The organism is Paraniabella aurantiaca (genome assembly GCF_050309965.1).
In the GTDB taxonomy this organism is placed as follows: Bacteria; Bacteroidota; Bacteroidia; order Chitinophagales; family Chitinophagaceae; genus Niabella.
Genome location: NZ_JBLOSY010000001.1, coordinates 300,381 through 323,071, shown reverse-complemented (window position 1 = coordinate 323,071; position 22,691 = coordinate 300,381). Strand labels below are relative to the sequence as shown.

The window sequence follows — 22,691 nt, the reverse complement described above, 5'->3', positions numbered from 1 at the left end:
TCAAAATGCTATATGCGCTTTAACACACGAAACATTGCTGTTTCGATAAACCCAATAATTGAAATGATTAACTAAGCCCTGGGAGGTTGCCAGATGCTATCGAGGTAGGCCGAGGAATAAAATTGCCGGGGCTGTAGCGCATTCTGCTGTTCTACGTAAGCCACGACCACCTTGTTTAAAGAAAAGTTAGCCGATGGCACAACCGTAACCACCTGTAATATAGAATAATCTACAGCCTTTAAAGGTAAACGCTGATGGTCGCCGTGTTCGTCATCGGGATGATTAATTTCGGCAGCATAATGCACTGCTATAAAATCTATAAAAGAAGTATTGTTATCCCAGATAACATGTTCGTTGTAATGGTGAATCAAACGGGGCAGCCTCAATAATTCACCAAATAGAGTATTGGCGATGAGGATGAGTAAGAGGAAAAATATTGCCACAAGAGATCTCACGCCCGCGAAAGTAAAGAACTATGCATAAAAACGGGGTGAAAATATTTTTTTAATCAATAAATATTATTGATTCGTTTTATCGCATCAACAATACGAATAAGAATTGGCAGTTGCGATAAATAAAAAGCGACACTTTAACAGCGCCGCTTTAGGAGATTAATATTTTAACTGTACTTTTATTTCTGTATTAATACCCTGTGTGGTACTGGTCCCTGAACGCCATGAGCATCCCATGCATTTTTAACCAGTTCCTGAACACCGAAATACACGTCCCAATAATCGGGTTGGGTGGTATAAGGACGGATGGCTAATGTTACCATTCCATCTCCCACCTTCAGCACACTCACTTCCGGTGTTGGTGTATCCAGTACCTTAGGATGCTCCTTCATGGCAGCAATAGCTACCTCTCTTGCTTTGGCAATATCCATATCAGGAGCAATTGCCATGGTGAGATCTACTCTCAGGTTTCCGTGAGCAGTATAGTTAATAATAGTGCCGGTTGAAAGGGCACCATTCGGAAGGATCACGGTTTTATTATCAGCTGTAAGAATAATCGTATTGAAAATGCCTTGTTCCAGTACAATACCTGTTTGCCCCTGTGCCTCGATCATATCTCCTACTTTAAAAGGCTTGAATAAAAGCATCATCACGCCACCGGCAAAATTGCCCAAAGATCCATTCAATGCTGCACCTATGGCTAAACCGGCACCAGCCAATAATGCAGCAAACGCCGTAATTTTTACACCGATCATCTCAAATACAGATAACATCAGCAAAATAGTTAATGCTACGCGTACTAAAGATGATAAGAAAGTTCTGAGAGAGGGATCGTAATTTCTCTTGATGAAAAGCTTGTTTAGTAACTGGGCTATCTTTTTAATAATCCAGGATCCGATAATGTACACCAATATCGCCCCCACTACCTTAGGTGCATATTCAATAGCCATTTCTTTGGCCTTTAACGCAAAATAAGAAGCCTGGTTCGTAACTGTGTCAATTTGAAGTAAGGTCATTGGTTTGTGTTTAGGGGGTGAAAATAAAAAGCTTCATGCACCCGCTTACACAACTTTCGACGAGTTGGTTCAATTCAAACACCAGCCCCGGCCATTATTCGATAAGATTATAGCTACTAAACAAGAAAATCTTCCCTGGCGGGAGTAAACGCGTCGATTAATGCACCCGCCTCTATACATAAACATCCATGCAATACATTGGGTGGTACAAAATAGCCATCGCCCTGCCTTAAAATTTTGGTCTCCTCGCCTATGGTCAGTTCAAAAGCACCACTTTCTACGTAGCTCACCTGCACATGCGGGTGTTGATGCATAGCACCCACGGCGCCGGATTCAAATTTCACCTTTACCATCATCATTTGTCCATCATGTCCCAGTATTTGCCTGGATACACCATTGCCCAGCTCTTTCCACTCTATATCGCTGTTTACCTGAAAAAAAATTTTATTATACATCATACTAAGATAAAGCAAATGCCTAATAACCAGGATTTCGGGTACAGCACGAAGACGATTTAATATCGGAGCATTGAGCACTTTAATTGCATGCTTGCTGGTTTGGCCGGTTTTATATGACGCCCTACAGGGCTGGCAGATATTTTTTACATATTCTGCTACCAACATGTGGTCTTACAAGACCAGTAATAAGTCTTTTAGCCATCATCTTTATAAATGTGCATTCACTGGCGAACAGTACAATTTCTCTACTAACAGATATCAAATATCCAGTATCAACCATCCATCTGACATCCAATACCCTCATCCAGTAGCTAATCCAGATCTGGTATCCAGCACAATATCCTGCATTTAGTTCCCCATCCCTGAATTATTTTCACTAAATCTGACAATCTGACTTTTAATCTATAACGGTATCAATTTTGATTGAAATCGGAAAAAAAGTCAATATATGGTTCAGGAAAAAGGTACTATTTCAATCCACACAGAGAATATCTTCCCTATCATTAAGAAGTTTTTGTACAGTGATCATGAAATTTTTCTTCGTGAATTGGTTTCTAACGCCGTAGATGCGATCCAGAAAGCGAAAAGACTGGTTTCTTTAGGCCAGTTCCAGGGCGAGCTGGGAGAACCATTGGTTCAGGTAAAACTGGATGCAGAGGCTAAAACGATTACCATTTCTGACAATGGAATTGGTATGACCGCTGAGGAGATTAAAAAATATATTAACCAGGTTGCTTTTTCGGGAGCCAGCGAATTCCTTGAAAAGTTCAAAGAGGCTAAAGATGCCAATGAAATTATCGGCCAGTTTGGTTTAGGATTTTATTCTGCGTTTATGGTTGCGGATAAGGTAGAGATCCAGACCTTAAGTTACCAGCAGGGCGCAGAACCGGCCTGTTGGATATGCGATGGCAGCACCACCTTTGAATTGAGCGAAGGAAACCGTACTGAGCGTGGTACAGATATCATTCTTTATATTAACGAAGAAAATAAAGACTTTTTAGAAAACTACAAGCTGCAAACTATTTTAGATAAGTATGCTAAGTTTTTACCGGTTCCCGTTCAATTTGGCACCAAAACAGAAAGCGAGCCTGATGGTGAGGATGAGGAAGGCAAACCCAAATATAAAGAGGTTGAAAAACCAAATATAATCAATACGGTTAAACCTATCTGGACGAAAGCGCCGTCTGAATTAAAGGATGAAGACTATTTAAGCTTCTACAAAGAGTTATATCCGTTTACAGAAGATCCTTTATTCTGGATCCATTTGAATGTGGATTATCCGTTCAACCTTACAGGTGTTCTGTATTTTCCTAAGATCAAAAATGATGTTGAAATACAACGCAACAAGATCAAATTATTCAGCCGCCAGGTATTTATTACCGATGATGTAAAAGATATTGTGCCGGAGTTCCTGATGCTGTTGCATGGTGTAATTGATTCTCCAGACATCCCGCTGAACGTATCTCGCTCTTTTTTACAGGCCGATGGCAATGTGAAAAAAATCAATACCTATATTACTAAAAAGGTTGCTGATAAGTTAGCAGAGCTATTTAAGAACGATCGTAAGAGCTACGAAGAGAAGTGGAATGACATCGGCGTATTTGTAAAATATGGTATTGTTAGCGAACCCAAATTTGCAGAACGTGCGAAGGATTTTGTATTACTGAATAATGTAAACAAAGACTTCTTTACCTTAACAGAGTATCGTGAGAAAGTAGCAACTGCTCAAACTGATAAAGACGGTAATGTAGTATTCCTCTATTCAGCCAACGCAGACAGGCAGCATAGTTATATCAGTGCGGCAGAAAAGAAAGGATACGATGTATTGTTATTAGATGGTCCTTTGGACAATCACTTTGTAAGCCACCTGGAACGCGATCTGGAAAAAACCCAGATCAAACGCGTAGATGCGGATGTAGTGGAGAAGCTGATCGATAAAGATGAGAAAATTGAAAGCAGCTTAAGTGAAGAGCAAAGCAAGGAGCTGGAAACGGTATTTAAGGAAGCTATCACTAAACCAGGCATGGAGGTAAGCATTGAAAACCTTTCAGCAGATGGACTACCCGTTACTGTTACCATGGATGAGTTTATGCGCCGGATGAAAGATATGGCGGCGATGGGCGGTGGTATGAACTTTTATGGCTCTATGCCCGATCGTTATAAAGTGGCCGTTAATGCCAACCACCCGTTGGCGACTAAAATATTAGCTGAAACCAATAGCGATGCGAAGAAAGCCCTGGCACAGCAGGCATTTGACCTGGCACTATTAGCACAAGGCATGTTGACTGGTGCTGATTTGACCGCCTTTGTTGAAAGAAGTGTGAAGCTGATTTAAATGATCACGATAGAGAATTTCAAGAAAATCGCCGGACAATTTTTGCCCGGCGATTTTTGTTATCTCCGATTATAGACAACTAAAAATTAAACTTGGTTTTGATGGGGTTATCAATACCCCGGTCAGGCGTGTCTTTTGGTACTGCAATCGCTGAATAATGATGTTCTACATGTTGTAAGATATGGGCAACGAGTTCGGCAGAGAGTGACTCGACTGGCGTGACTGCTGTAGCTGCTACCTTATTTTCCTTTGGTGGAGTGGGTGGCAGTATCGACGTTAACGGAGCCATTTTTTCTACTTTAGCAAGCCTGGGCTGGGTAAGTAGCTCTGCCGATATCTTTTTTTTAGGTGAAACTGGCGTCAGAGCCTGTGGCAATGGAGCTTCTATTTTGGTTACCGTTGGTGGCGGTGGTGGTGGTGGAGCCATTTTCCTTTTGCGAGCAGGTGGCGGTGGTGGTGGCGGTGGTGGCGGAAGTTCTATTCCGTATTTTTTTTCGAAAGCCATTTTGTTTTCGGGTGTGGAAACATCTCCGCTTACCTCTTTGCCATTCTTATATTTAATTACCGCTCTGCTATCTTTGCCATTCCGGGTTTCAACAATGAAAACTTCTACATCTGAAGGTTTGCCTTTGGAAACTTTACCAGGAGGTGAAGCTTTGGGTGGTGGCGGTGGTGCCTGGGCATAGATTCGCTCGCTGAACATAAAAACCATTAACCCTAATAGTGGCAGGCATAATGTGGCTTTCAGGCCGGCTATAACCGGGTTCGCTTTCTTTTGTAACATGATGATTCTTTTTTTGGTGATGAAAAAATGAAAGCTGCTGGCCAATGCCTGCGAAGGTTGCGCGCCTGCCCGTTGAAGTAAAAGATGCTGGTAACTGCGCATGTTATCCAGTTCCTTTACCACCGCGGCATCGGCCAGCAGTTCATGATTGATTTTTATAGATCGCTTGTACAAGTAGATGATAGGATTGAACCAACAAAAGACCTGTAATAGTTCAACAAACAAAATATCCCAGGAATGCCTTTGCCTTACGTGCGCCAGCTCATGCTCTAACACTTCTTTTTCTATACGCTGATCCCGGTATTCGTCGTTATTTAAAAATATTGTATTCATGAAGCTATACGGTACCACTGGCTCCCTTAAAAGAACAATTTTAACGCCCTTAAAAACGACGCGCTTATGGCTTCTTCCTGCTATTCTTTTCAAACGCATTAAATTCTTCGCAAACCTCACTGATAACACCAAACTTCCCAATATTGATATAGTAGTCAGCACAATCATCGCATAGTCATTCCAACTGTACTGCTCTTTAATTGGCTGCCCTACACTATTTATAATATAGCTGTCATCAACCGTTACATATACCGTAAATGTGATAAAGGGAATAATATATGAAACTATTAAAGCAGCCAGCAGGTAAAACCGGTTAAAAACAAACATCTTTTCATTCTTAAACAACAGCACATAAAGCCCGTAAAAAGCAGCGCTGCAGGCAATCATTTTTAAAAGATAGACAAGCATATCATTTCTTTTTTTTGATTTCAGAATCAATGATTTTCTTCAATTCTTCCAACTGTGACTTGGTCAAGTTGGTTTCTTTGGTGAAAAAAGAAGCAAACTGCAACACAGAATCATCAAAATAATTTTTGATCATACTACTAACGTGAGTAGAAAAATAATCCGCCTTCTTTATTAAGGGATAATATTCGCGTGAATTTCCATACTGGTTAAATGCAATAACGCCTTTATCCGTCATGCGTTTTAAAAGGGTTGCTACAGTAGTGCTTGCCGGCTTCGGATCAGGAAAGCTTTCAATCAGGTCTTTCATAAAAGCTTTTTCCTTCTGCCAGATGTATTCCATTAACTGCTCTTCGGATTTGGATAACCTAACCATTCTACAACTATAGATTTATTTCTACAAATGTAGAATAAAATTTTATTCCTCCAAATTTTTTATTGAAAGCTACCTTATACCCAAAAGAAAAAGCTGCCTTTAATAAAGACAGCTTCTAAACATTCATCTGAAAAATTATTTTCTTATAGCCTGCACTACCTGTGAATAGCGGGCAGTACCATCTTTATCGGTCTGCTTGATTCGTACAAAGACATCCTGGTTAGTATAACCACTAACATCATCCCCCTTTTTAGTACAGCCGGTATTTAAGATGATTACTGACGTTAACATTATTAATGCAAATACAACCCGGCTACGCTTATTAAAAAGAAATCCCGTCAATGCTAACACACACAAACCAATGCCTGCTAATTGGCCTGGTAAAGTTTTAGTAAAACTGTATTGCAATGCTTTCTCACTGTTACCACCGGGTACCTGGGTTTTAACCTCTCCTATCTTAATAAAATTAGTTCCATCATAAGAAGCTTCAATCTCATAATGATCATTGTTCAGTTCGGAAACAGCCTGCCAGTTTACTGTAAGGGCGCTGCCCGACAAGTTGGCTTCTATGGTTCCGAATACAACAGGCAGACTGGTAGCATAGCTAACCGTATAGTTAACAGGGGAACTCTGCAGACCTACGCCATCCACTACTTTATAAGTAAAGACAGTAGTAGTAACATTGCCAGGGGTGGAAGGACCAGGCTCTATAGTTAATAAAGCAGGGTTGTAATTAGCTACCGGGAAATCACCGGTTACTACTGTTCCGTTATACTTTAATATAAAACCGTTGCTGGGTGGATTTAATATTACGCTTCTACCGCTCCAGCTGGTTTTAACGGGCTGGTCTACCGGATCGCGGCCCTCTAAAGGAATATCGCTCAGGTTGGTTAAAACCGGTTTGCCGGAAACAAATTTATTTTCAGGATAAGCCTCAGGTAAGGCATTTACAGCAAAATTAAGATTTGTTTTATCAGTGCTGGTGTTGGTAAGATTAATGATCCCATCCCCGGAAGTATTATCAACAGCCCCGCCGGTTGTATTGCCACTTACATTTTCTCTTAGTATACCATACCCGACAGGTGGCACAGCAGCGGGTACTGAGCCCCCTACCGCTACGTTTGCAGTAGAATATAAAACTTTTAATCCCTGGTTCGACGCAATGTAAGGTACACCTGTACCTGCTGCAACAGCTTCATTAAAGCTATAGGTACCAGTAGCTGATACCGCAACTTTTGCCATTACCGTTCCGTCGGTTTTAACGATATAAGCATACAACGGAGTAGTACTGCCATTAATACCGGTTTCACTTCCATCTTTAATACCATTACCATTGAGGTCGTTAAACACGGTACCCGAAAGTGCGCTTACCCTAATCTTGATGGTGATATCATCCAACACAAGATCATTGCCATTGGTATTGGATACAAGATCATTGTCTGAATTATAAAAATTAAAGTACAAAGCAGCTCCGGTATAACTTAAAGGCAATGTAAAAGGAAGATTATGATTTTCCCATGCTAACGCTGTATTGCTGGCCGATCTGGCCAGGGTCCAGCTACTGTTAGAGTAGGCAGCACTGGCGTTAGTTATAGACGGGCTTACTGCTAAACCGATCATGCTGTTCTTATAAACAGTTGTGCTTATACTGTTTTGCAAGAGGTTGGCCGCCCAAAAATCAATCGCGTATTCGGCACCTGGAATATCAAAGGCTGATGTTGTATATAAAAAATAAGTTCCCCCTATCTGTCCCTTCTTTGCTGGATTTGCGTTAATCAACATCATATATCCATTAACATCACCAGTTGTATGATCCGGCGCACCCGCGATCCATAAAGAGCTATAACCGCGCGTTGCATTTACTACCGAATAATTACCATCAGTAGTACTGCCGGATCCCGTTTGAGCCGTGTAGGAAGTGGCGCCCGGTAAAATATCGCTGGCCGGACTGGTTGACGGATTTGTTGATCCGGTGCCAAAGCTGCTGTACAAAATAGTTCGATAAACCTGGCTAAACGCCTGCGAACAGGCTACAGAAAATACAACTGTCATAGACAGACAGATAGAATGGATCCTCTTCATGATCTGGACATTTTTTTGTTTAGAATATCTTAGAGGACTTCGGGAATCGTTAGCAACGCCCAAACCATACTGTACAGGTTTACCGGCATCTACCAACAACTCTCTGTTAATGCATATTTGCCTGACGCTTCTTATCTGGCATCAGATATTGCTAAAACTCGTTCTACTATTTGTGAAGAAGGTTAAAGCCATTAAAACCTTATAAGAATCCAGGCGTTATGACATTAGATTGCGAATCTATTATCTATTTAAGAGGCGAATCAGATTTATTCGGTGAAACGGTGGCTGTAGCAGGTGAAATGCCTTTTTCTTTCGCTGTAGTTTTAGATGTTATCGAATTTATGCAGTTGCCATACATTTTCCACATGAATGAAAATTGCGGTGATGGTCATTTCTTTTTAGCTTCTTTGCCAGGCGCCGGATATAGCGCTATCCAGGCCGATTGTATATTAGAAAAGCACTTACATTGCAACATTAACCAGCTGGACGGGCTGGGCTGATATTACACTTGTAATAATAGCATTCAATAGTGAAGAAGTTCTTTTTGTGCCGCATTGATACCACCAATAGCTATTCAAAACCTCAGCATTTTTTACCACATGGTCGTGGGTATAAGCTTTTGTTTTTTGCTGAGGCAAAATCTGGTAGCCATCACCCGTCCAGCAAATCATTGGATTGTGTGACGCTGATTTGATGTAAATGATTCTTTTCGCATCAGACAGTTTAATCACATCGTTACTGATCATTTCTAAACACATATTTCTTTGCCTGGCTATTTTTTGTGCCACCGGCAACATCATGTTTGCCGTATCTGGCTTCGCCATTAGAATAACCAATGAAAGGGTTAGCATTATTAACCTTAACCACGGCGACCGCGCTGGCGGATGATTCCCATCAACTAAAGCCTTTCCCCTTAAGCGATCGGATATCCAAATAAGAGGTAGCACACTATAAAAAGCAAAGCAAATCATGCCAATAGCCTGATGCGTTAACCCATCCTGAACCTGGCCCGACCACACCAGAATGATGATCCTGAAAGTATTGCTGACCATATTCAGCACAATAGAAATCAACAAGAGAAAAAACACCTGTCGCGGGCTGTGTTGTATCTTCAATTTTCTTTCTTTAACAAAAAGGATCATCACCGCTATAAAAAAATTCACCTTTAGCATGTCCAGGCCCATACACCCATCGTTAATGGTTATACCACCTGCCGATGTATGTAGTATGCCCTGCCCTGCTGATTGTATAGCCATCATTTTACCTGCGATCATATACACCCATGTTGCAAGCTGCTGCTTTATAAGGGCACTGTAGCCATGCAAAAAACTATGAAGTGCGGGAGAAGTTAGCCATACCAAAAGCATAGGGAGCAGCACATCCTTTCTGGCATAGCTTCCTGCCAATAAAATAATAGCCGATACAATAGTTAAAAAAAATAATGAGCGATAGCCTAAAAGAAAAGCACCGGCAGCACATAATAATATCAATATGCCCGATACAATATTGGAAAGTGAAAAAGATACTGCACTTCGGTTCAATAGTACCAATATCAATGAGCAGGCCATATACATCCATTCATTTTGAATGTAATATTTCATATCCCCTGCATGCATTACCGTTACAATGATTAGCAGACATAACGGAATTAAAAAAGTGAGGTTATGCCTTAAACGCCCATGCATGCTTTTTTCTTTTATAGACGTAATACAATAAGCCTGCTGCCCCAATAATGATTAATGCCCATTCATGTGGTTCAGGTACAGCGCCATGGTTTTTCATATTCGCGTTTCCCAGGCCATTGTTCTTAACATCGATCGCATTATTCTTATAATCGGCCTGGGTTTCTAAAACTACCAGCGAACTGATCGGGCTTACAATATTGGCATCCTTGGCTAATTCGAGGTACCCCTTATTTATAAGTGCTTCTGAACTGTCTTTAAAGTGGTAGTTTCCCATTAGTTTGTTATAGGCATACATCCGGTACAAATGATTGGTGCCATTGCCAGTTGCGCCTTTTGAATCAGCAGGTAGTTCCCGTATAGACAATCCGGCAAACGGAATATCTATCGAGTTATCTATGATGTTGTCTTTGATAAAAACACCTTCTTCCAATAATGCTTTAAGCTCGCGAGTGGTGCCGTAGTCAGAAAGAATCCATTTTCTTTCATTGAGCGTATTCCAGAAATCATTAGTAAAAGCTGACAAATGATATACTGCGCAACGTTGCCCCTGGTTCATTTTACTGGTGATGATTCTGCCATAATCCGTATCCAGCAGATCTTCAAAATTTGGCGACACCGATGTTGATTTTGTAACTACTAACGTAGTACTATCTAACGAAGCGACCGGAATAAATGAAAAATTCTGGCGGTGCAGTTCATCAAATAATTCATCCCTGTTTGCAGGAGCAACCGTTTTCCATTCGTTATTGAAATATACTTTTTTGTCCGGGCCGTTTATAGCCATTATCGTGTTCCACTCCTCCTGCGACCAGGCCTTATTTACATCTAATACCAGGGTAGCGAACGCTTTTTTATCATGCAGTTTTTTATAAGGCATGGCAGTGTACTCCCGCCCCTTCCAGTTAAAAGTATTGCTGGATAAAGGCTTTACAGGAATAGTCAACCTAAAGTCACTTGCAAATTCCGGTCGTACCCACCAACCATTTTCATCTTTTTTCAATATTCCATTATCTGGTATTGCACTATCATCAATAGTTTGAACTTTCACCATCCGTTCCGCATTTTGAATATCCTGTCCTATAATTTTTATAGGTGTATAGGCCAGTTCCTTACCATTGAGTTCAAGCGGACTTGTAATACCTATTTTCACTTTACGTGGCATCTCTTTGGTAACCGGGAAAACACGAAGACTTACTTTATTTCCTTCTCTCCACTGCACCAGGCTTGGGTCTCTCTGCTGTACACCTACTATGTTATTGTAGGCCTTTTCCGCTTTTTCTTTTGATGTTAATACCGCTTTTTCCTCCACACCATTTATCCAAAGAGACAAAGAGGTTACTATACTATGAGGCGGCATGGATATGGTATAGATCGCTTCGCCATTTCCAAAACCAGTATTAGTTATATTGAAGATGGTTTCTGTATAAGCGAGGTGATAGCCAGGGTATAACATTACCTCACTCCAAAGCTTATTGGTCTTAACGGATTCACCATCCCATAGCCTTTTTTCCTTAATATAATTGTGGTTATAATAAAATCCCAGCACAGATAGCATTTCATCTTCAGTTAACGACAACCTGGGTACAAATACATAGGCGAGCTCAGCTATCGGATTATGCTTAAATTCAAAGGCTCTGTTAGAGCCCGTATTAAAACGAAACAGATCTTCGCTTGCCAAATCCTGAAAAAATGGAGTACTTAAGTTGTACAGAATAATATCTTCGAGTGTACCGTTTAACTCCAGGTTTTTTGTCACCGTTATCCACTCCGGTAAGTCAGCTTTATGGTTGTAATGTGTAAGTGCCAGCGAACGCTCTACTTTGTTTACTGCTGTAGTGAGCAGTATAATTTTTATAATAACAAATACGATTACGGCACCAAAGCCGGAAAAGAAAGGATAAATCATTTCACGGCGGTCTTTTAAATCCCTGGCAATGCGGCTACCGAAATAACAAAAACAAATCAATGGCAGAAATACCAAGCCTCCCATTCCCAGTGCTACCATACCAATAAGTCCCATAGGCATTAATACCACAAAGTATATAACAAACAGCAATAGCATAAACATGGCGATGCCATACATAAAGTACAACAGTTTTATAACCCAATTGTACTTGATAGATGATTGTACAGCTATACCTACTACAAACAACATAGTCAAGGTAGCTAAAGAAAAGCCTGATATTTCGGGAACCAATCGCATATCCCTGTTTAATATAAAGCCGCACCACATCAAACAACTTAATGCGATAACCACATTATTCCTGTACGGATCGGTGCCTCTTTCACCAGAAAGAAAATTGACTATTATGTAAATGATGGTAACAAAATACCCAGCAAAAAAAATACCCATAGATTCAGAAACAATACCCTCTCTTTGATAAAAACCCTTGGTATATATGATTGCCAATACCAGGCTAATGCCTATTCCTAGTAAGCTTAAAGCATTCAATTGACGCAGTGATGATTTCATAATTAATATTAAAAGTACTTTGCAATACAAAGCAATTGATTAAAAAAAACTTCTTATCTACATCTGATCATCCCGGCCAAACAGCGGCCGGACTTCACCTACCCGGCATCAGATAAAATAAAAAGCACTTTGAGATACAAAGTAAGAGTATTGGAATTACATTTCAAAATTATTCCCGGGGGCTGACCAAAAAGGTCAGCCCTTTTCTTTGTGAGAAAGGGGCTGAGTTGTAATTTTAGTTACCACACAAAAATTACAATGGCTAAAGTAAAAACTTCTGTAGTATTTAAGCAATATAGTCCTCAACAAAATTTATTGTTACCACCTTCACTGGAAGAGTTAATAGGCAAGGATCACCTTGTAAGGGTGGTTAATGAGGTAGTTGAGTTGATGGATATCAGCGACCTGATCAACTTATACAAAGGTGGCGGCACCAGTAGCTATCACCCCCGGATGTTACTAAAAGTGTTATTATATGCCTATTGTGTAAAGATCTATACTGGCCGCAAGATAGCCAAGGCACTGAGCCAGGACATTCATTTTATGTGGCTTTCAGCTATGAACCGTCCTGATTTTCGTACGATTAATAACTTCCGCAGCAGCAAAGCCAAACAGGTAATAGAAGCATTGTTTAAAGAGCTGTTGGAGTTTTTGGTAGCTCATCAGTATATCAAGCTGGAAAATTATTTTTGCGATGGAACAACATTGCGTGCAGATGCCAATCAGCATAAAATGGTATGGAAGAAAAATGCAGAGCGGTATGGTCTGAAGGCTGTAGAAAAATGCCAGGAGTTGTTTAAGCAAATAGATGAGCTGAACCGGCAGGAAGATAAAGCCTATGGGCAAGCTGATCTGGAAGAACATGGACAAGCTGCTACCGTGAGCCGGGAAGCAATAGCCCAAAAGGCAGCTACACTCAACGATGTCATACGCAATACTGTTGTAAAGAGCAAACGACGCAAGGCCACCACACTGAAAAAGAAGTTAAAAGATGCTGAAGGCAAGATAGAAAAGTATAACAATCAGATTCAAAAAGCCGGCAACCGTAGTGGTTACAATAAAACTGATACCGATGCCACAGCTATGATGATGAAAAATAAGGTAGAAGTACTGCCAGCCTACAATGTACTGGCAGGTAGCGAGGATCAGTTTATTACCGGGGTGAGCGTTCATCAATCGACCAACGATGGAGCCTGCTTTAATGATCACCTGCACGCCATAGCCAGCCAACAACCTTGCCAGCCCGACAGGATTATTGCTGACAGCATCTTTGGTACAGAGCAGAATTATGAACTGCTACAACAAAATGAAATAGCCAGTTATATGAAGTTCCCGCTATATCACAAAGAACAAACCAAAGCTTATCAGCAAAATTCTTTTCTAAAGGACAACTTTATCTATGATATACTCACAAATACTTATAGCTGCCCTAATAAGCAACTACTTATTTTTAAAGGCAAACACCAACAAACGCATAAACGTACCGGTTACAAATCAGAGGTAAAAGTTTATGAATGTAATAATTGCTCCGGCTGTCCTTTTTATCAACAGTGTTGTAAATCGACTAAAGGGGAGAACCGAAAGATAGAGATCAACGAAAAACTGGAAGCCTTTAAGCAGCAGGCAAGGCAAAACCTTCACACAGAACTGGGACAGTCCTTGAAAAAACAAAGAGGCACAGAGATCGAAAGCTGTTTTGGAGATATAAAACACAATATGGACTTCCGTCGCTTCCACCTGCGAGGTCTTCAAAAAGTAAAAACAGAGTTTATATTGGTAGCTATGGCACACAACCTGAGAAAAGTATCAATAAAAAAACTCAATAAAGCAGCCTGATAAACAAAAAAAGTACGTTTATCACTCATAATATCCCCTATTACTGCAGATATTATTGTGAAACCGAAAACTTAAATAAATAAAGTACAGCCCATATAAGTGAACTGTACTTTTTCAAATATTGAGACGTTTGACCTTTTTAGTCAGCCCCGCATTTAGAAGTTTTGCTTATTGTTCTGCCGGTTAACATCCGCCATTCTCTGGCTCGGGTCGATCTCAATGGTAGCGATGTCTTCCTTCTTTAAGTCGGTAGAGACTACATAAGTTTCACTGGTCCAGCGCCACACGGGGTAAGTTTTACGGGGCATTGCATTCTCTTCCGGTTTTACACCGTACATCAGATCCATCGGGATATAATACAATTCCTGCTTGCCGTCTTCCCTGGTTATTACTAAATCAACAGGCATAGGTATCAGTCCTTTATTACGTAAACGAATCTGGGTTTTTCCATTTTCCTCCCACACATTGTCAATTGCATAGTCGATCGTTTTTGTACTATTTACCCAGAACTCCTTGTACCAGTCCAGTTTCATGTCGCTTACCTTTTCGGCAATTCGTATAAAGTCATCCACATTAGGATGTTTAAACTTCCAGGTATTGTAATAATCCAGTAAGATCTTATCCCGACTTGATGCTCCAACTATATAACCCAACTGCTCTAAAAAAACCGCTCCTTTTGAATAGCTTGCGATACTATATCCGGCGTTGGTATTGAAATGATCTGCATGAGTGGCCAACGGCTCTTCAAAATTACTACGCGCCAGTTTGTAATAACTGTTATAATCAGCCAGGTTAGCCGTGTCTCTATTACCGTTCTTTAACCAAACGCTTACAATGTTCTCTCCATAAGAAGTAAATCCTTCATCCATCCACGGGAAGAGACTTTCATTGGTAGCCAGCACGCCCTGATACCAACTATGAAACCATTCATGTAGCCAGGCGCCGGGACTGGCCAATAAGGTAGCCATTGGATACTCCATACCCCCATCGCCACCTGTAATAAAAGAATACTGTTTGTAGGGATAAGCACCGAAATGTTTTTCCATAAAAGGATATGCTTTTTCGGCCTGACTTAATATATTCTCCCAGTCTGCTTCTTTTTTTCCTGCGGTTTTATACAGCAAATGAAGCGTAATGCCGTCTTTGATTTGTTTGGTCTTATGAATAAACTCAGGATCTGCAGCCCACATAAAGTCATGTACGTTAGAAGCTGTAAATTTCCAGGTAAGTTTTTCAGTGGCAGGTACCACTGGTTTAACGCCGGCGGTCTCATAGCCAAAACCAATCTGGTTGGCGTTTTTCAAATAACCGGTACCACCCAGTATATAATTTCTGTCAATACTGATATTTACTTCAAATTCACCAAAGGGACCATAAAACTCCCTGCCGACATAAGGAGTAGGATGCCAGCCTGCTTTATCATAAGCGCAGATACGCGGATACCACTGGCTCATTGAATAGCGAACTTTTGTTGTAGGATTGTCCCTTCCGCTTCTCCTGATTTGCAGAGGTACCTGGGCTTCAAACTCCATGTCCAGCACTACTTTCTGTCCTGGTAAAATAGCTTTAGTCAGGGGTACCATTAAAATAGTTTCCAGCTCCTCAAATTTCTGCGGAACACCATTTAGTTTTAAAGACTTTACTTTCTGGAAGCCTATTTCCTCTGGCTTTAGGCTATCAATACGGCCTCTCACCCTCGGATCCCAATCTGGCTTTCCATTAATGCTAATTTCACCCTGGCGACGGCTACGGTTATCCATCATACTTCCCGGCTGAAAAGCATTCCAGTACAAATGATAAAATATCTTTTTTAACGTGTCGGGAGAATTATTCCAATACTCTAGCTTCTGCTTCCCGGTAAATTGGTTGGACTGTACATTCATGTCCACATCCATCACATATTTTACTTTCTGCTGCCAATATCCCTGTTGAGCCAAAGCAATTGTTCCCCAAAAACCGGCCAAAGCAACCGTCACAAGTTTCCTGATCATAATCGTTATCCTTAAGTACGAAAAGCGCTAATATAAAATATAAGTTAAGGGAATCCTAACCGTTCAAATAATAAAGCGCCGCGATACCGCAGCGCTTTTACTACAATTTAAATATTATCGATTTCTGAATTAACCAACCAGATGATCAAAACAATAAATACCTTTCTCTCAAAAGAAGAGCAAAATATTCATTTGCAAACACTTACCGATCCTTTATAGCTATTCATTCAAGGTTGCCGCTTTTATTCATCATGTTACTATTCACTCTTCACTATTCGCAACCCGCTTTCCATTAAAGCCCTCTACAACCAGCACAATCTCTCCTTTCACCGTCTTTTGAGAAAAATAAGCAGCCACTTCCTCCAGTGTACCTCTTTTATTTTCTTCGAACATTTTGGTTAGTTCGCGGCTTACGCTACATGGCCTGTCGGCACCAAAATAAGCTGCCAGATCGTTGAGCGTTTTAACTAACCGCATGGGCGACTCATAAAATATCATGGTTCGCTCTTCGGTTTTTAATTTTTCGAGCATGGTGTGGCGTCCCTTTTTCAAAGGCAGAAAACCTTCAAAACAGAAGCTATTGGTGGGTAACCCGCTATTTACCAATGCCGGGACAAAAGCCGTGGCACCTGGTAAACTTTGCACCTCGATACCCTGCTGCACACAGGCCCTCACCAATAAAAAAGCGGGGTCTGAAATACCTGGTGTTCCTGCGTCGGTTATCAAAGCCATTTTTTTACCGGCTGCCAGTTGCTGCACCAGGTGTTCTACAATTTTATGTTCGTTGTGCTGATGATAAGGAGTGAGTGGTTTGGAAATATTGTAATGATTTAACAGGTGTGAAGAGGTGCGTGTGTCTTCTGCAAGTATGACATCTACCTCTTTCAGTACATCCAGCGCTCTGAGCGTTATATCTTTTAGATTACCGATGGGTGTTGGAACAAGATACAACATTACTAAGCTTTATTAGGTCTGAAAATTAAAGATAGCAGTACGTAAGCGACAAATATAACCGGTACTGCCAGCCATTTTAAAAAGATGATTGACAACACAGCGACCAGCAACAAAATAAACTTATCCGTATTGCTTTTTATACTAAAATTTTTAAACTTAAGGCTGATCAATGGAATATTGGATACCATTAAAAAAGATATCAGGACAATGATTACATACAAAACATAGGGATTAGAAAGCCATCCTTCTGCCCAGCTATTGTTTGTATTGACAATAAAGGGTAACGAAGCTATAGTTAAACCTGCGGCCGGCGTAGGCACTCCCTTAAAATAATAAGTCTGTTCTTTATCCAGGTTAAACTTTGCCAAACGCCATACTGCGCAACAAGGAATTAATAGTGCCGGCAACAGATACCATATATTGCTAACCGGTAAAGCAGCTTTGGTTAAAGCCAATTGCAGCAGGCGATACATGATCATGCCCGGCGCTACTCCAAAGGTTACTGCATCTGCCAGCGAATCCAGCTGAGCGCCCATTTCGGACGTGGCCTTAAATAACCTTGCTACAAAACCATCGAGGAAATCAATCACCGCTGCAAGGAATATATATACTCCTGCCACTATCAACCCCATAGAGAAAGTACCGGCATCATTTTTAAACATGAATCCATCATCTTTAAAAATATAAATGATAGCGATGCATCCAAATACCAGGTTCAGTAGTGTAAATAAATTAGGAATTTGTTTCATACTATAAGACCATTGTCAATAGTCCATCGTCCATGGACTTACTTCTTCATTAATCTTTCAATGTCATCTGCTTCAATTGGAATATTCTTCATCAAATCTATATTGCCGTTTTTAGTAAGCCAGAAGTTGTTTTCAATACGAATACCCATTTTTTCTTCTTCAATATAAATACCGGGCTCAATCGTAAATACCATTCCTGCTTTTATAGGCTGATAAAAATTAGGGCCCAGATCATGTACATCGATACCTAAATGATGAGAGATCCCATGGTAGGTATATTTACGGTATGCCCTGTTTTGAGGATCTTCGTTTTTTACATCTGCTTTGGTTAACAGCCCCAGTTTCAGGTATTGTTTCGTAAACTCGTCACCCGCTTTTTCATGGTACTCTGCAATGGTAATGCCTGGCTTCAGAATGCTGGCGCAATAATGATGCACCTGCAGGCAGGCATTGTAAATTTCTTTCTGCCGTTGTGTAAATTTTCCATTTACAGGTACGGTACGCGTAAGATCAGCATTATATCCTCCGTATTCAGCACCAAAGTCCATCAGTATCAGTTCTCCGTCTTTACATTGGTTGTTATTAAAGATATAGTGCAGCACCCGGGCATTGTCTCCACTCGCAATAATACTGTTATAGCCTTCTCCGGTACCACGCTGACTGAGGAAAGAGTGAACAATTTCTGCCTCTATTTCGTATTCCCACACATCTGGTTTTATAAACTTCAATAAGCGACGAAAAGTATTTTCGGTGATATCGATAGCTTTCTGAATTACCTCTACTTCGTATTGCGTTTTAATCGACCGCAGTTCATGCATAATGCGTGCGGCGCGCAGGTAATTATGGAGCGGATAACGATCCTGTATATGTTTGATATATCGTGTTTGCGCAGTATCAAGCCATGATCCTTTACGGTCGTGCTCATTAGAATCCAGGTATATGTTTTCGGCAGCATGCATCCAGGCCTGTAATAAAGCCGGCAAGGCATCTGCCCATACAATTGTTTTAATACCATTGATGGCTGTGGCTTCCGCGGCTCTTAACCGTTTGCCGTCCCATTTTTCTTTTAATTCGTTAGGACGAACCAACACCAATACTTCCCTGTATTTAGGATCCGGATTATCTGGAAAAAGGATGAGCATAGAATCTTCCTGCCGGATACCTGTTAACCAGAAAAGAGAGCTATTAGCTTTGTACTTATACAAAGCGTCAGCATTATGAGGCACTTCTTCGTTGGCTACGAAAATGGCAATGGAATTCTTCTGCATTTTTTTTACAAAACGCTCCCTGTTATTGATAAACAGCTTGGGATTTAACGGTAAGTATTTCATCCGTATATTTTTTATTTTTTGAATTTGGTCGGATGGAACGCCCTTATACACTCTCTCCTGTCTGAAAAAAATTTACATGGGCGTTTCATGTATCTGTTCTATTGATTAAACGATCGTTAAAGGTAATGGAAAACTTGTTGCGACCATCATCCGGATCTATAGAAAATGGGACCGCAATACGGCCCCATCATCCCAAATTTATCATTTCGCTACAATCTGCATCAAAACCGGCGAACCACCCCAATATTCAGCCAGCCAAAAGTAACACCATTTCTTCGTCCTGACTCTGACCAATCTGCAGGTTGTCCCTTATATTTATTAATATGTACCCCTCCCCCAACATCTGCACCAAAGGTTAACATATATTCTTTGTTTAGGTGAAATAGTGCTGTACTTGAAAAGCCAACCGTACCTACCGTTACTTTTTCATCTCTTAAATGAACTTCTGTAGAAAAAGGGAACCCCTGCATAGAAGCCCTGCTCCAATAAGAACGCCTGTATTTTTGTTGTGCGATTGAGTAATACGGACCTATGCCTATGCGGAACCTGCCAAAAAACTTGGTATATACAGCTATATTAAATTTTGCACCGATATGCTTCTGATTAAAAGCTATAAAAGGTGTAACTCCAACACCCACCACTTCGTTCAGCATTAATCTTTCATACTTTGCATACAGGCCATGCGAAAGTTGTTCATCGGGCTGATCGTTGTAAACGGTTTGCGCCGTGTAATATCCGGCAGATAATAAATTATCAGGTAAACTACGTGGATATAATTTCTTATTCTTTAAAATAGTTTCCACTCTTTTCGAAGGCACTGCATCAGAGAGATCCGCCGGTTCCTTACTTTTTAACCGGGGATGAGGAGGACGAGGAGCAGGCCTTTTAAATTCTTCAACCGAACCATTTTCAAATACAATACGTTTGACACTACCCACCGATATTTTATAGTCGGGCCCACCGGGATTTTCAGCCTTTTTATATGATATAACCGATTCGCCGATTTCTGACACCTTGCCTGCAATTACCTTTTTGTTTCGCAAAAAGATACTGTCCTGTGCCGTAACAGAGTTAAATAACATACAGCTTAATAAGGTTAGTAAGACAATTTTCATGTGTTAATTTTTATTTATTTGTGGTCACAGGCCCGCCTGACCGGACGGGCAGGTAATTTTGTATAATCCGCCAGCTGGCGGACATCGCTTTGAGTACCAACCAGTCAGCCGGCTGGCTGGTTTGCTTGAAAATCTTTATAGACATTTCATAGGTTATTGTTTCTGATTTCAGAGATAAACTGTGGATTCTGCTGGTCTGTTATATCGAATAACGCCAGCCCACCCGTTACATAAGCAAAAAGTACATTATCTATTACTATAACATCGCTGTAATTCTTTCCTTGCGTGATGACCTTTTTGACTTCGGGTTTTCTCTTATCCTTTACATTAACCACGGCCAATCCGGCCTCTCCGCAACATACATATAAAGTAGTATCTTGCACACCTAGTCCATAAGGCTGTGGCAAACCGATAGTGCTTAACAACACGGGGTTAAGAATTTTACCACCTGAAACATCATAAACATTCAATACGTTTTGTGTACCACCGCAACGATCATTATTATTTCTTAGTGTAACATAAGCGTAGTCACCATCTGTTACTACCGGGTCGCAGGCTCTGATATGGTTAACCGTTCCCTGCCGTGCCGGATTACGGGGATCACTGATATCATAAATATACATAGCAGCCGTAGACCCTATAAACAGTTTGTCATTATAAGGATAAATCGTTTCTACTTCAAATCCAACTGGAATCGTTTTTTGTAAAGTCATAGTGGCCGGGTCAGCAATATTGTAGACCTTTAAATCGTTATGATTTACCAGGTACAGATAATTTCCTACAATAGTCATCCGGGCTATGGATCCGCTTTTACCGGAGGAAGAATCGTTTGATGCACCGCTATCGCCTTTTTTACAACCCAGGCATAAGGCTGACATCACCACAATAATTATAAAGCTGGCTGTTCTCATACAATAATTTTAGTTAGTTAGTAATAGCATTTAGGATTAATCAGGATAGCTTTTTGCCAACCGGTTATGATCTTACCCGGCTGCTGCACAGGACAGATAAAATAACCCCGTTCGGGCGGAACCGAAAAAGTAGTTTGTTCTGCAAGGGCTTCGGGTACCCGCCTGATAACGCTGACGCCGTTACCATTTAAACGAAGAGCCAAAAGTTCGGTGAAATTGTTGGTAAGAATAGTATTACCTCTAACCGCCACTTCACGGCACCCCCTTAATGTTATAAATCCTGCATTCTTCGGATTTTGCTTATCAGACACATCTATAAGATGTATTCCCTTATCGGTTTCTACCTGGTATACCGTATCGCCCAGAATGTATATTTTGCCACCGTTTTGTACAGGCCGACCTTGCTGCTGATATGTAACCGCCTGTATGGCAGTAGTATCCTCATAAACGGGCTCATAGCCCTGTACTTTTTTGTCTTCTTTGTTACATGCAAACGAAATGGCAAGCACAGGCAGCGCTATTGTTAGCTTTCTTATTCTCATAGCATTTTAATTGTGTTAATTTGGTAATACGAGCATATTACCATAAACGCAACTGCGTACGAAATTTTTTTTAACGGAAATTTTTCTTAACCAATATATAGTGGGAGGAGACTTCTGACCGGAAAGAAATACCGGGTCACAGATATTGATTTTTTTGTAACTAAATCGAATTTTTAGAACAATCCGTAAAGCGTGGAATCTATCTTAGTAATGATATCGCCGAAATGTTCCTCGTTTTCACCAAACTTATTTTTATCAACATCAATCACCAACAAAGGACCTTCTTTATAGCCGGCAATCCACTTGTTATAAAATTCGTTAAGCCTTTTCAGGTAATCGAGCCGGATATTCTCTTCGTACTCGCGTCCTCTTTTTTGTATTTGTCCTACCAACGTTGGAACCGAGGCGTTCAGGTAGATCATCAGGTCTGGCGGTTTTACCATTTTTTTGAGCGTTTGAAAAAATTCGAAATAGTTATCGAAATCCCGCTTGCTCATCAGGCCCATTTCATGCAGGTTGGGTGCAAAAATATTAGCATCTTCATAAATGGTGCGGTCTTGTATAATAGTTTCAGTTCCCTCCTGAATGTCCAGCAATTGTTTTAAGCGCCCATGCAAAAAGTATATCTGTAAATTGAAACTCCAGCGCGGCATATCCTCATAAAAATCCATCAGGTACGGATTATGATCTACATCTTCAAAATGAGGGATCCATTTATAATGCTTGGCCAACATTTGTGTTAATGTAGTTTTACCGGCGCCAATGTTGCCGGCTATTGCAATATGCTTAGGTTTCGATTTCGACTTGGCCATTTTTGCTGTATAATGCCTGAAGTATAAGCCAGGCTCGTTGGTTTAATTTTT

The 22,691-nt window shown here is 40.7% G+C and carries 19 protein-coding genes; 3 read left to right on the top strand and 16 right to left on the bottom strand.

What is annotated here, in order from left to right; genetic code table 11:
- Window positions 1-71: 71 nt before the first annotated feature.
- From ACLOAU_RS01395 to ACLOAU_RS01385, 3 genes are all read right to left on the bottom strand, one after another.
- Window positions 72-455, bottom strand: a complete 384-nt coding sequence (locus tag ACLOAU_RS01395; protein WP_427860033.1) for a hypothetical protein — start codon at window positions 453-455, stop codon at window positions 72-74.
- Between the two features lie 176 nt (window positions 456-631).
- Entirely contained in the window at window positions 632-1,468 is an 837-nt protein-coding gene (locus ACLOAU_RS01390; protein WP_427860032.1) for a mechanosensitive ion channel family protein, read from the bottom strand.
- 116 nt (window positions 1,469-1,584) lie between these two features.
- Entirely contained in the window at window positions 1,585-1,926 is a 342-nt protein-coding gene (locus tag ACLOAU_RS01385; protein ID WP_427860031.1) for a cupin domain-containing protein, read from the bottom strand.
- Between the two features lie 448 nt (window positions 1,927-2,374).
- Between ACLOAU_RS01385 and htpG the strand changes: the two genes are divergently transcribed.
- On the top strand, window positions 2,375-4,261 hold the full coding sequence (gene htpG / locus ACLOAU_RS01380) for a molecular chaperone HtpG (RefSeq protein WP_427860030.1): 1,887 nt from the start codon (window positions 2,375-2,377) through the stop codon (window positions 4,259-4,261).
- A gap of 79 nt (window positions 4,262-4,340) precedes the next feature.
- On the opposite strand, the gene ACLOAU_RS01375 is transcribed toward htpG, so the two are convergent.
- The 3 genes from ACLOAU_RS01375 to ACLOAU_RS01365 form a co-directional block, all read right to left on the bottom strand.
- Complete coding sequence (locus tag ACLOAU_RS01375) at window positions 4,341-5,786, bottom strand: M56 family metallopeptidase (RefSeq protein ID WP_427860029.1); 1,446 nt, start codon at window positions 5,784-5,786, stop codon at window positions 4,341-4,343.
- 1 nt (window position 5,787) lies between these two features.
- The gene (locus ACLOAU_RS01370; RefSeq protein ID WP_427860028.1) at window positions 5,788-6,159 is read right to left on the bottom strand and encodes a BlaI/MecI/CopY family transcriptional regulator; all 372 of its coding nucleotides are present in this window, start codon (window positions 6,157-6,159) and stop codon (window positions 5,788-5,790) included.
- Between the two features lie 135 nt (window positions 6,160-6,294).
- The gene (locus ACLOAU_RS01365) at window positions 6,295-8,241 is read right to left on the bottom strand and encodes an SdrD B-like domain-containing protein (RefSeq protein ID WP_427860027.1); all 1,947 of its coding nucleotides are present in this window, start codon (window positions 8,239-8,241) and stop codon (window positions 6,295-6,297) included.
- Window positions 8,242-8,459: 218 nt separating this feature from the next.
- On the opposite strand from ACLOAU_RS01365, the gene ACLOAU_RS01360 reads away from it, so the two are divergent.
- Complete coding sequence (locus ACLOAU_RS01360; protein ID WP_427860026.1) at window positions 8,460-8,741, top strand: hypothetical protein; 282 nt, start codon at window positions 8,460-8,462, stop codon at window positions 8,739-8,741.
- Here the strand turns inward: ACLOAU_RS01360 and ACLOAU_RS01355 are convergent.
- Together ACLOAU_RS01355 and ACLOAU_RS01350 are read right to left on the bottom strand one after the other, a co-directional pair.
- Window positions 8,703-9,842: an archaeosortase/exosortase family protein gene (locus ACLOAU_RS01355; protein ID WP_490390942.1), complete on the bottom strand. Its 1,140-nt coding sequence runs from the start codon at window positions 9,840-9,842 to the stop codon at window positions 8,703-8,705. The two genes, ACLOAU_RS01360 and ACLOAU_RS01355, sit on opposite strands and share 39 nt — an antisense overlap.
- Window positions 9,843-9,903: 61 nt before the next feature.
- Complete coding sequence (locus tag ACLOAU_RS01350; protein ID WP_427860024.1) at window positions 9,904-12,399, bottom strand: XrtN system VIT domain-containing protein; 2,496 nt, start codon at window positions 12,397-12,399, stop codon at window positions 9,904-9,906.
- 258 nt (window positions 12,400-12,657) lie between these two features.
- On the opposite strand from ACLOAU_RS01350, the gene ACLOAU_RS01345 reads away from it, so the two are divergent.
- Complete coding sequence (locus ACLOAU_RS01345) at window positions 12,658-14,235, top strand: IS1182 family transposase (protein WP_427859941.1); 1,578 nt, start codon at window positions 12,658-12,660, stop codon at window positions 14,233-14,235.
- Window positions 14,236-14,390: 155 nt separating this feature from the next.
- Here the strand turns inward: ACLOAU_RS01345 and ACLOAU_RS01340 are convergent, their stop codons facing one another.
- The 8 genes from ACLOAU_RS01340 to ACLOAU_RS01305 form a co-directional block, all read right to left on the bottom strand.
- A complete protein-coding gene (locus tag ACLOAU_RS01340; protein ID WP_427860023.1) occupies window positions 14,391-16,226 on the bottom strand; it encodes a M1 family metallopeptidase in 1,836 nt (611 codons plus the stop codon).
- A gap of 261 nt (window positions 16,227-16,487) precedes the next feature.
- On the bottom strand, window positions 16,488-17,180 hold the full coding sequence (rsmI, locus tag ACLOAU_RS01335) for a 16S rRNA (cytidine(1402)-2'-O)-methyltransferase (protein WP_427860022.1): 693 nt from the start codon (window positions 17,178-17,180) through the stop codon (window positions 16,488-16,490).
- Window positions 17,181-17,182: 2 nt separating this feature from the next.
- Window positions 17,183-17,929: a CDP-alcohol phosphatidyltransferase family protein gene (locus ACLOAU_RS01330; RefSeq protein ID WP_427860021.1), complete on the bottom strand. Its 747-nt coding sequence runs from the start codon at window positions 17,927-17,929 to the stop codon at window positions 17,183-17,185.
- 38 nt (window positions 17,930-17,967) lie between these two features.
- On the bottom strand, window positions 17,968-19,260 hold the full coding sequence (locus ACLOAU_RS01325) for an aminopeptidase P family protein (RefSeq protein WP_427860020.1): 1,293 nt from the start codon (window positions 19,258-19,260) through the stop codon (window positions 17,968-17,970).
- A 221-nt stretch (window positions 19,261-19,481) separates the two neighbouring features.
- Window positions 19,482-20,375: a hypothetical protein gene (locus tag ACLOAU_RS01320; protein ID WP_427860019.1), complete on the bottom strand. Its 894-nt coding sequence runs from the start codon at window positions 20,373-20,375 to the stop codon at window positions 19,482-19,484.
- Between the two features lie 146 nt (window positions 20,376-20,521).
- Window positions 20,522-21,286, bottom strand: a complete 765-nt coding sequence (locus tag ACLOAU_RS01315; protein ID WP_427860018.1) for an LVIVD repeat-containing protein — start codon at window positions 21,284-21,286, stop codon at window positions 20,522-20,524.
- 17 nt (window positions 21,287-21,303) lie between these two features.
- On the bottom strand, window positions 21,304-21,828 hold the full coding sequence (locus ACLOAU_RS01310; protein WP_427860017.1) for a hypothetical protein: 525 nt from the start codon (window positions 21,826-21,828) through the stop codon (window positions 21,304-21,306).
- 173 nt (window positions 21,829-22,001) lie between these two features.
- Window positions 22,002-22,640: a deoxynucleoside kinase gene (locus tag ACLOAU_RS01305; RefSeq protein ID WP_427860016.1), complete on the bottom strand. Its 639-nt coding sequence runs from the start codon at window positions 22,638-22,640 to the stop codon at window positions 22,002-22,004.
- Between the last annotated feature and the right edge of the window lie 51 nt (window positions 22,641-22,691).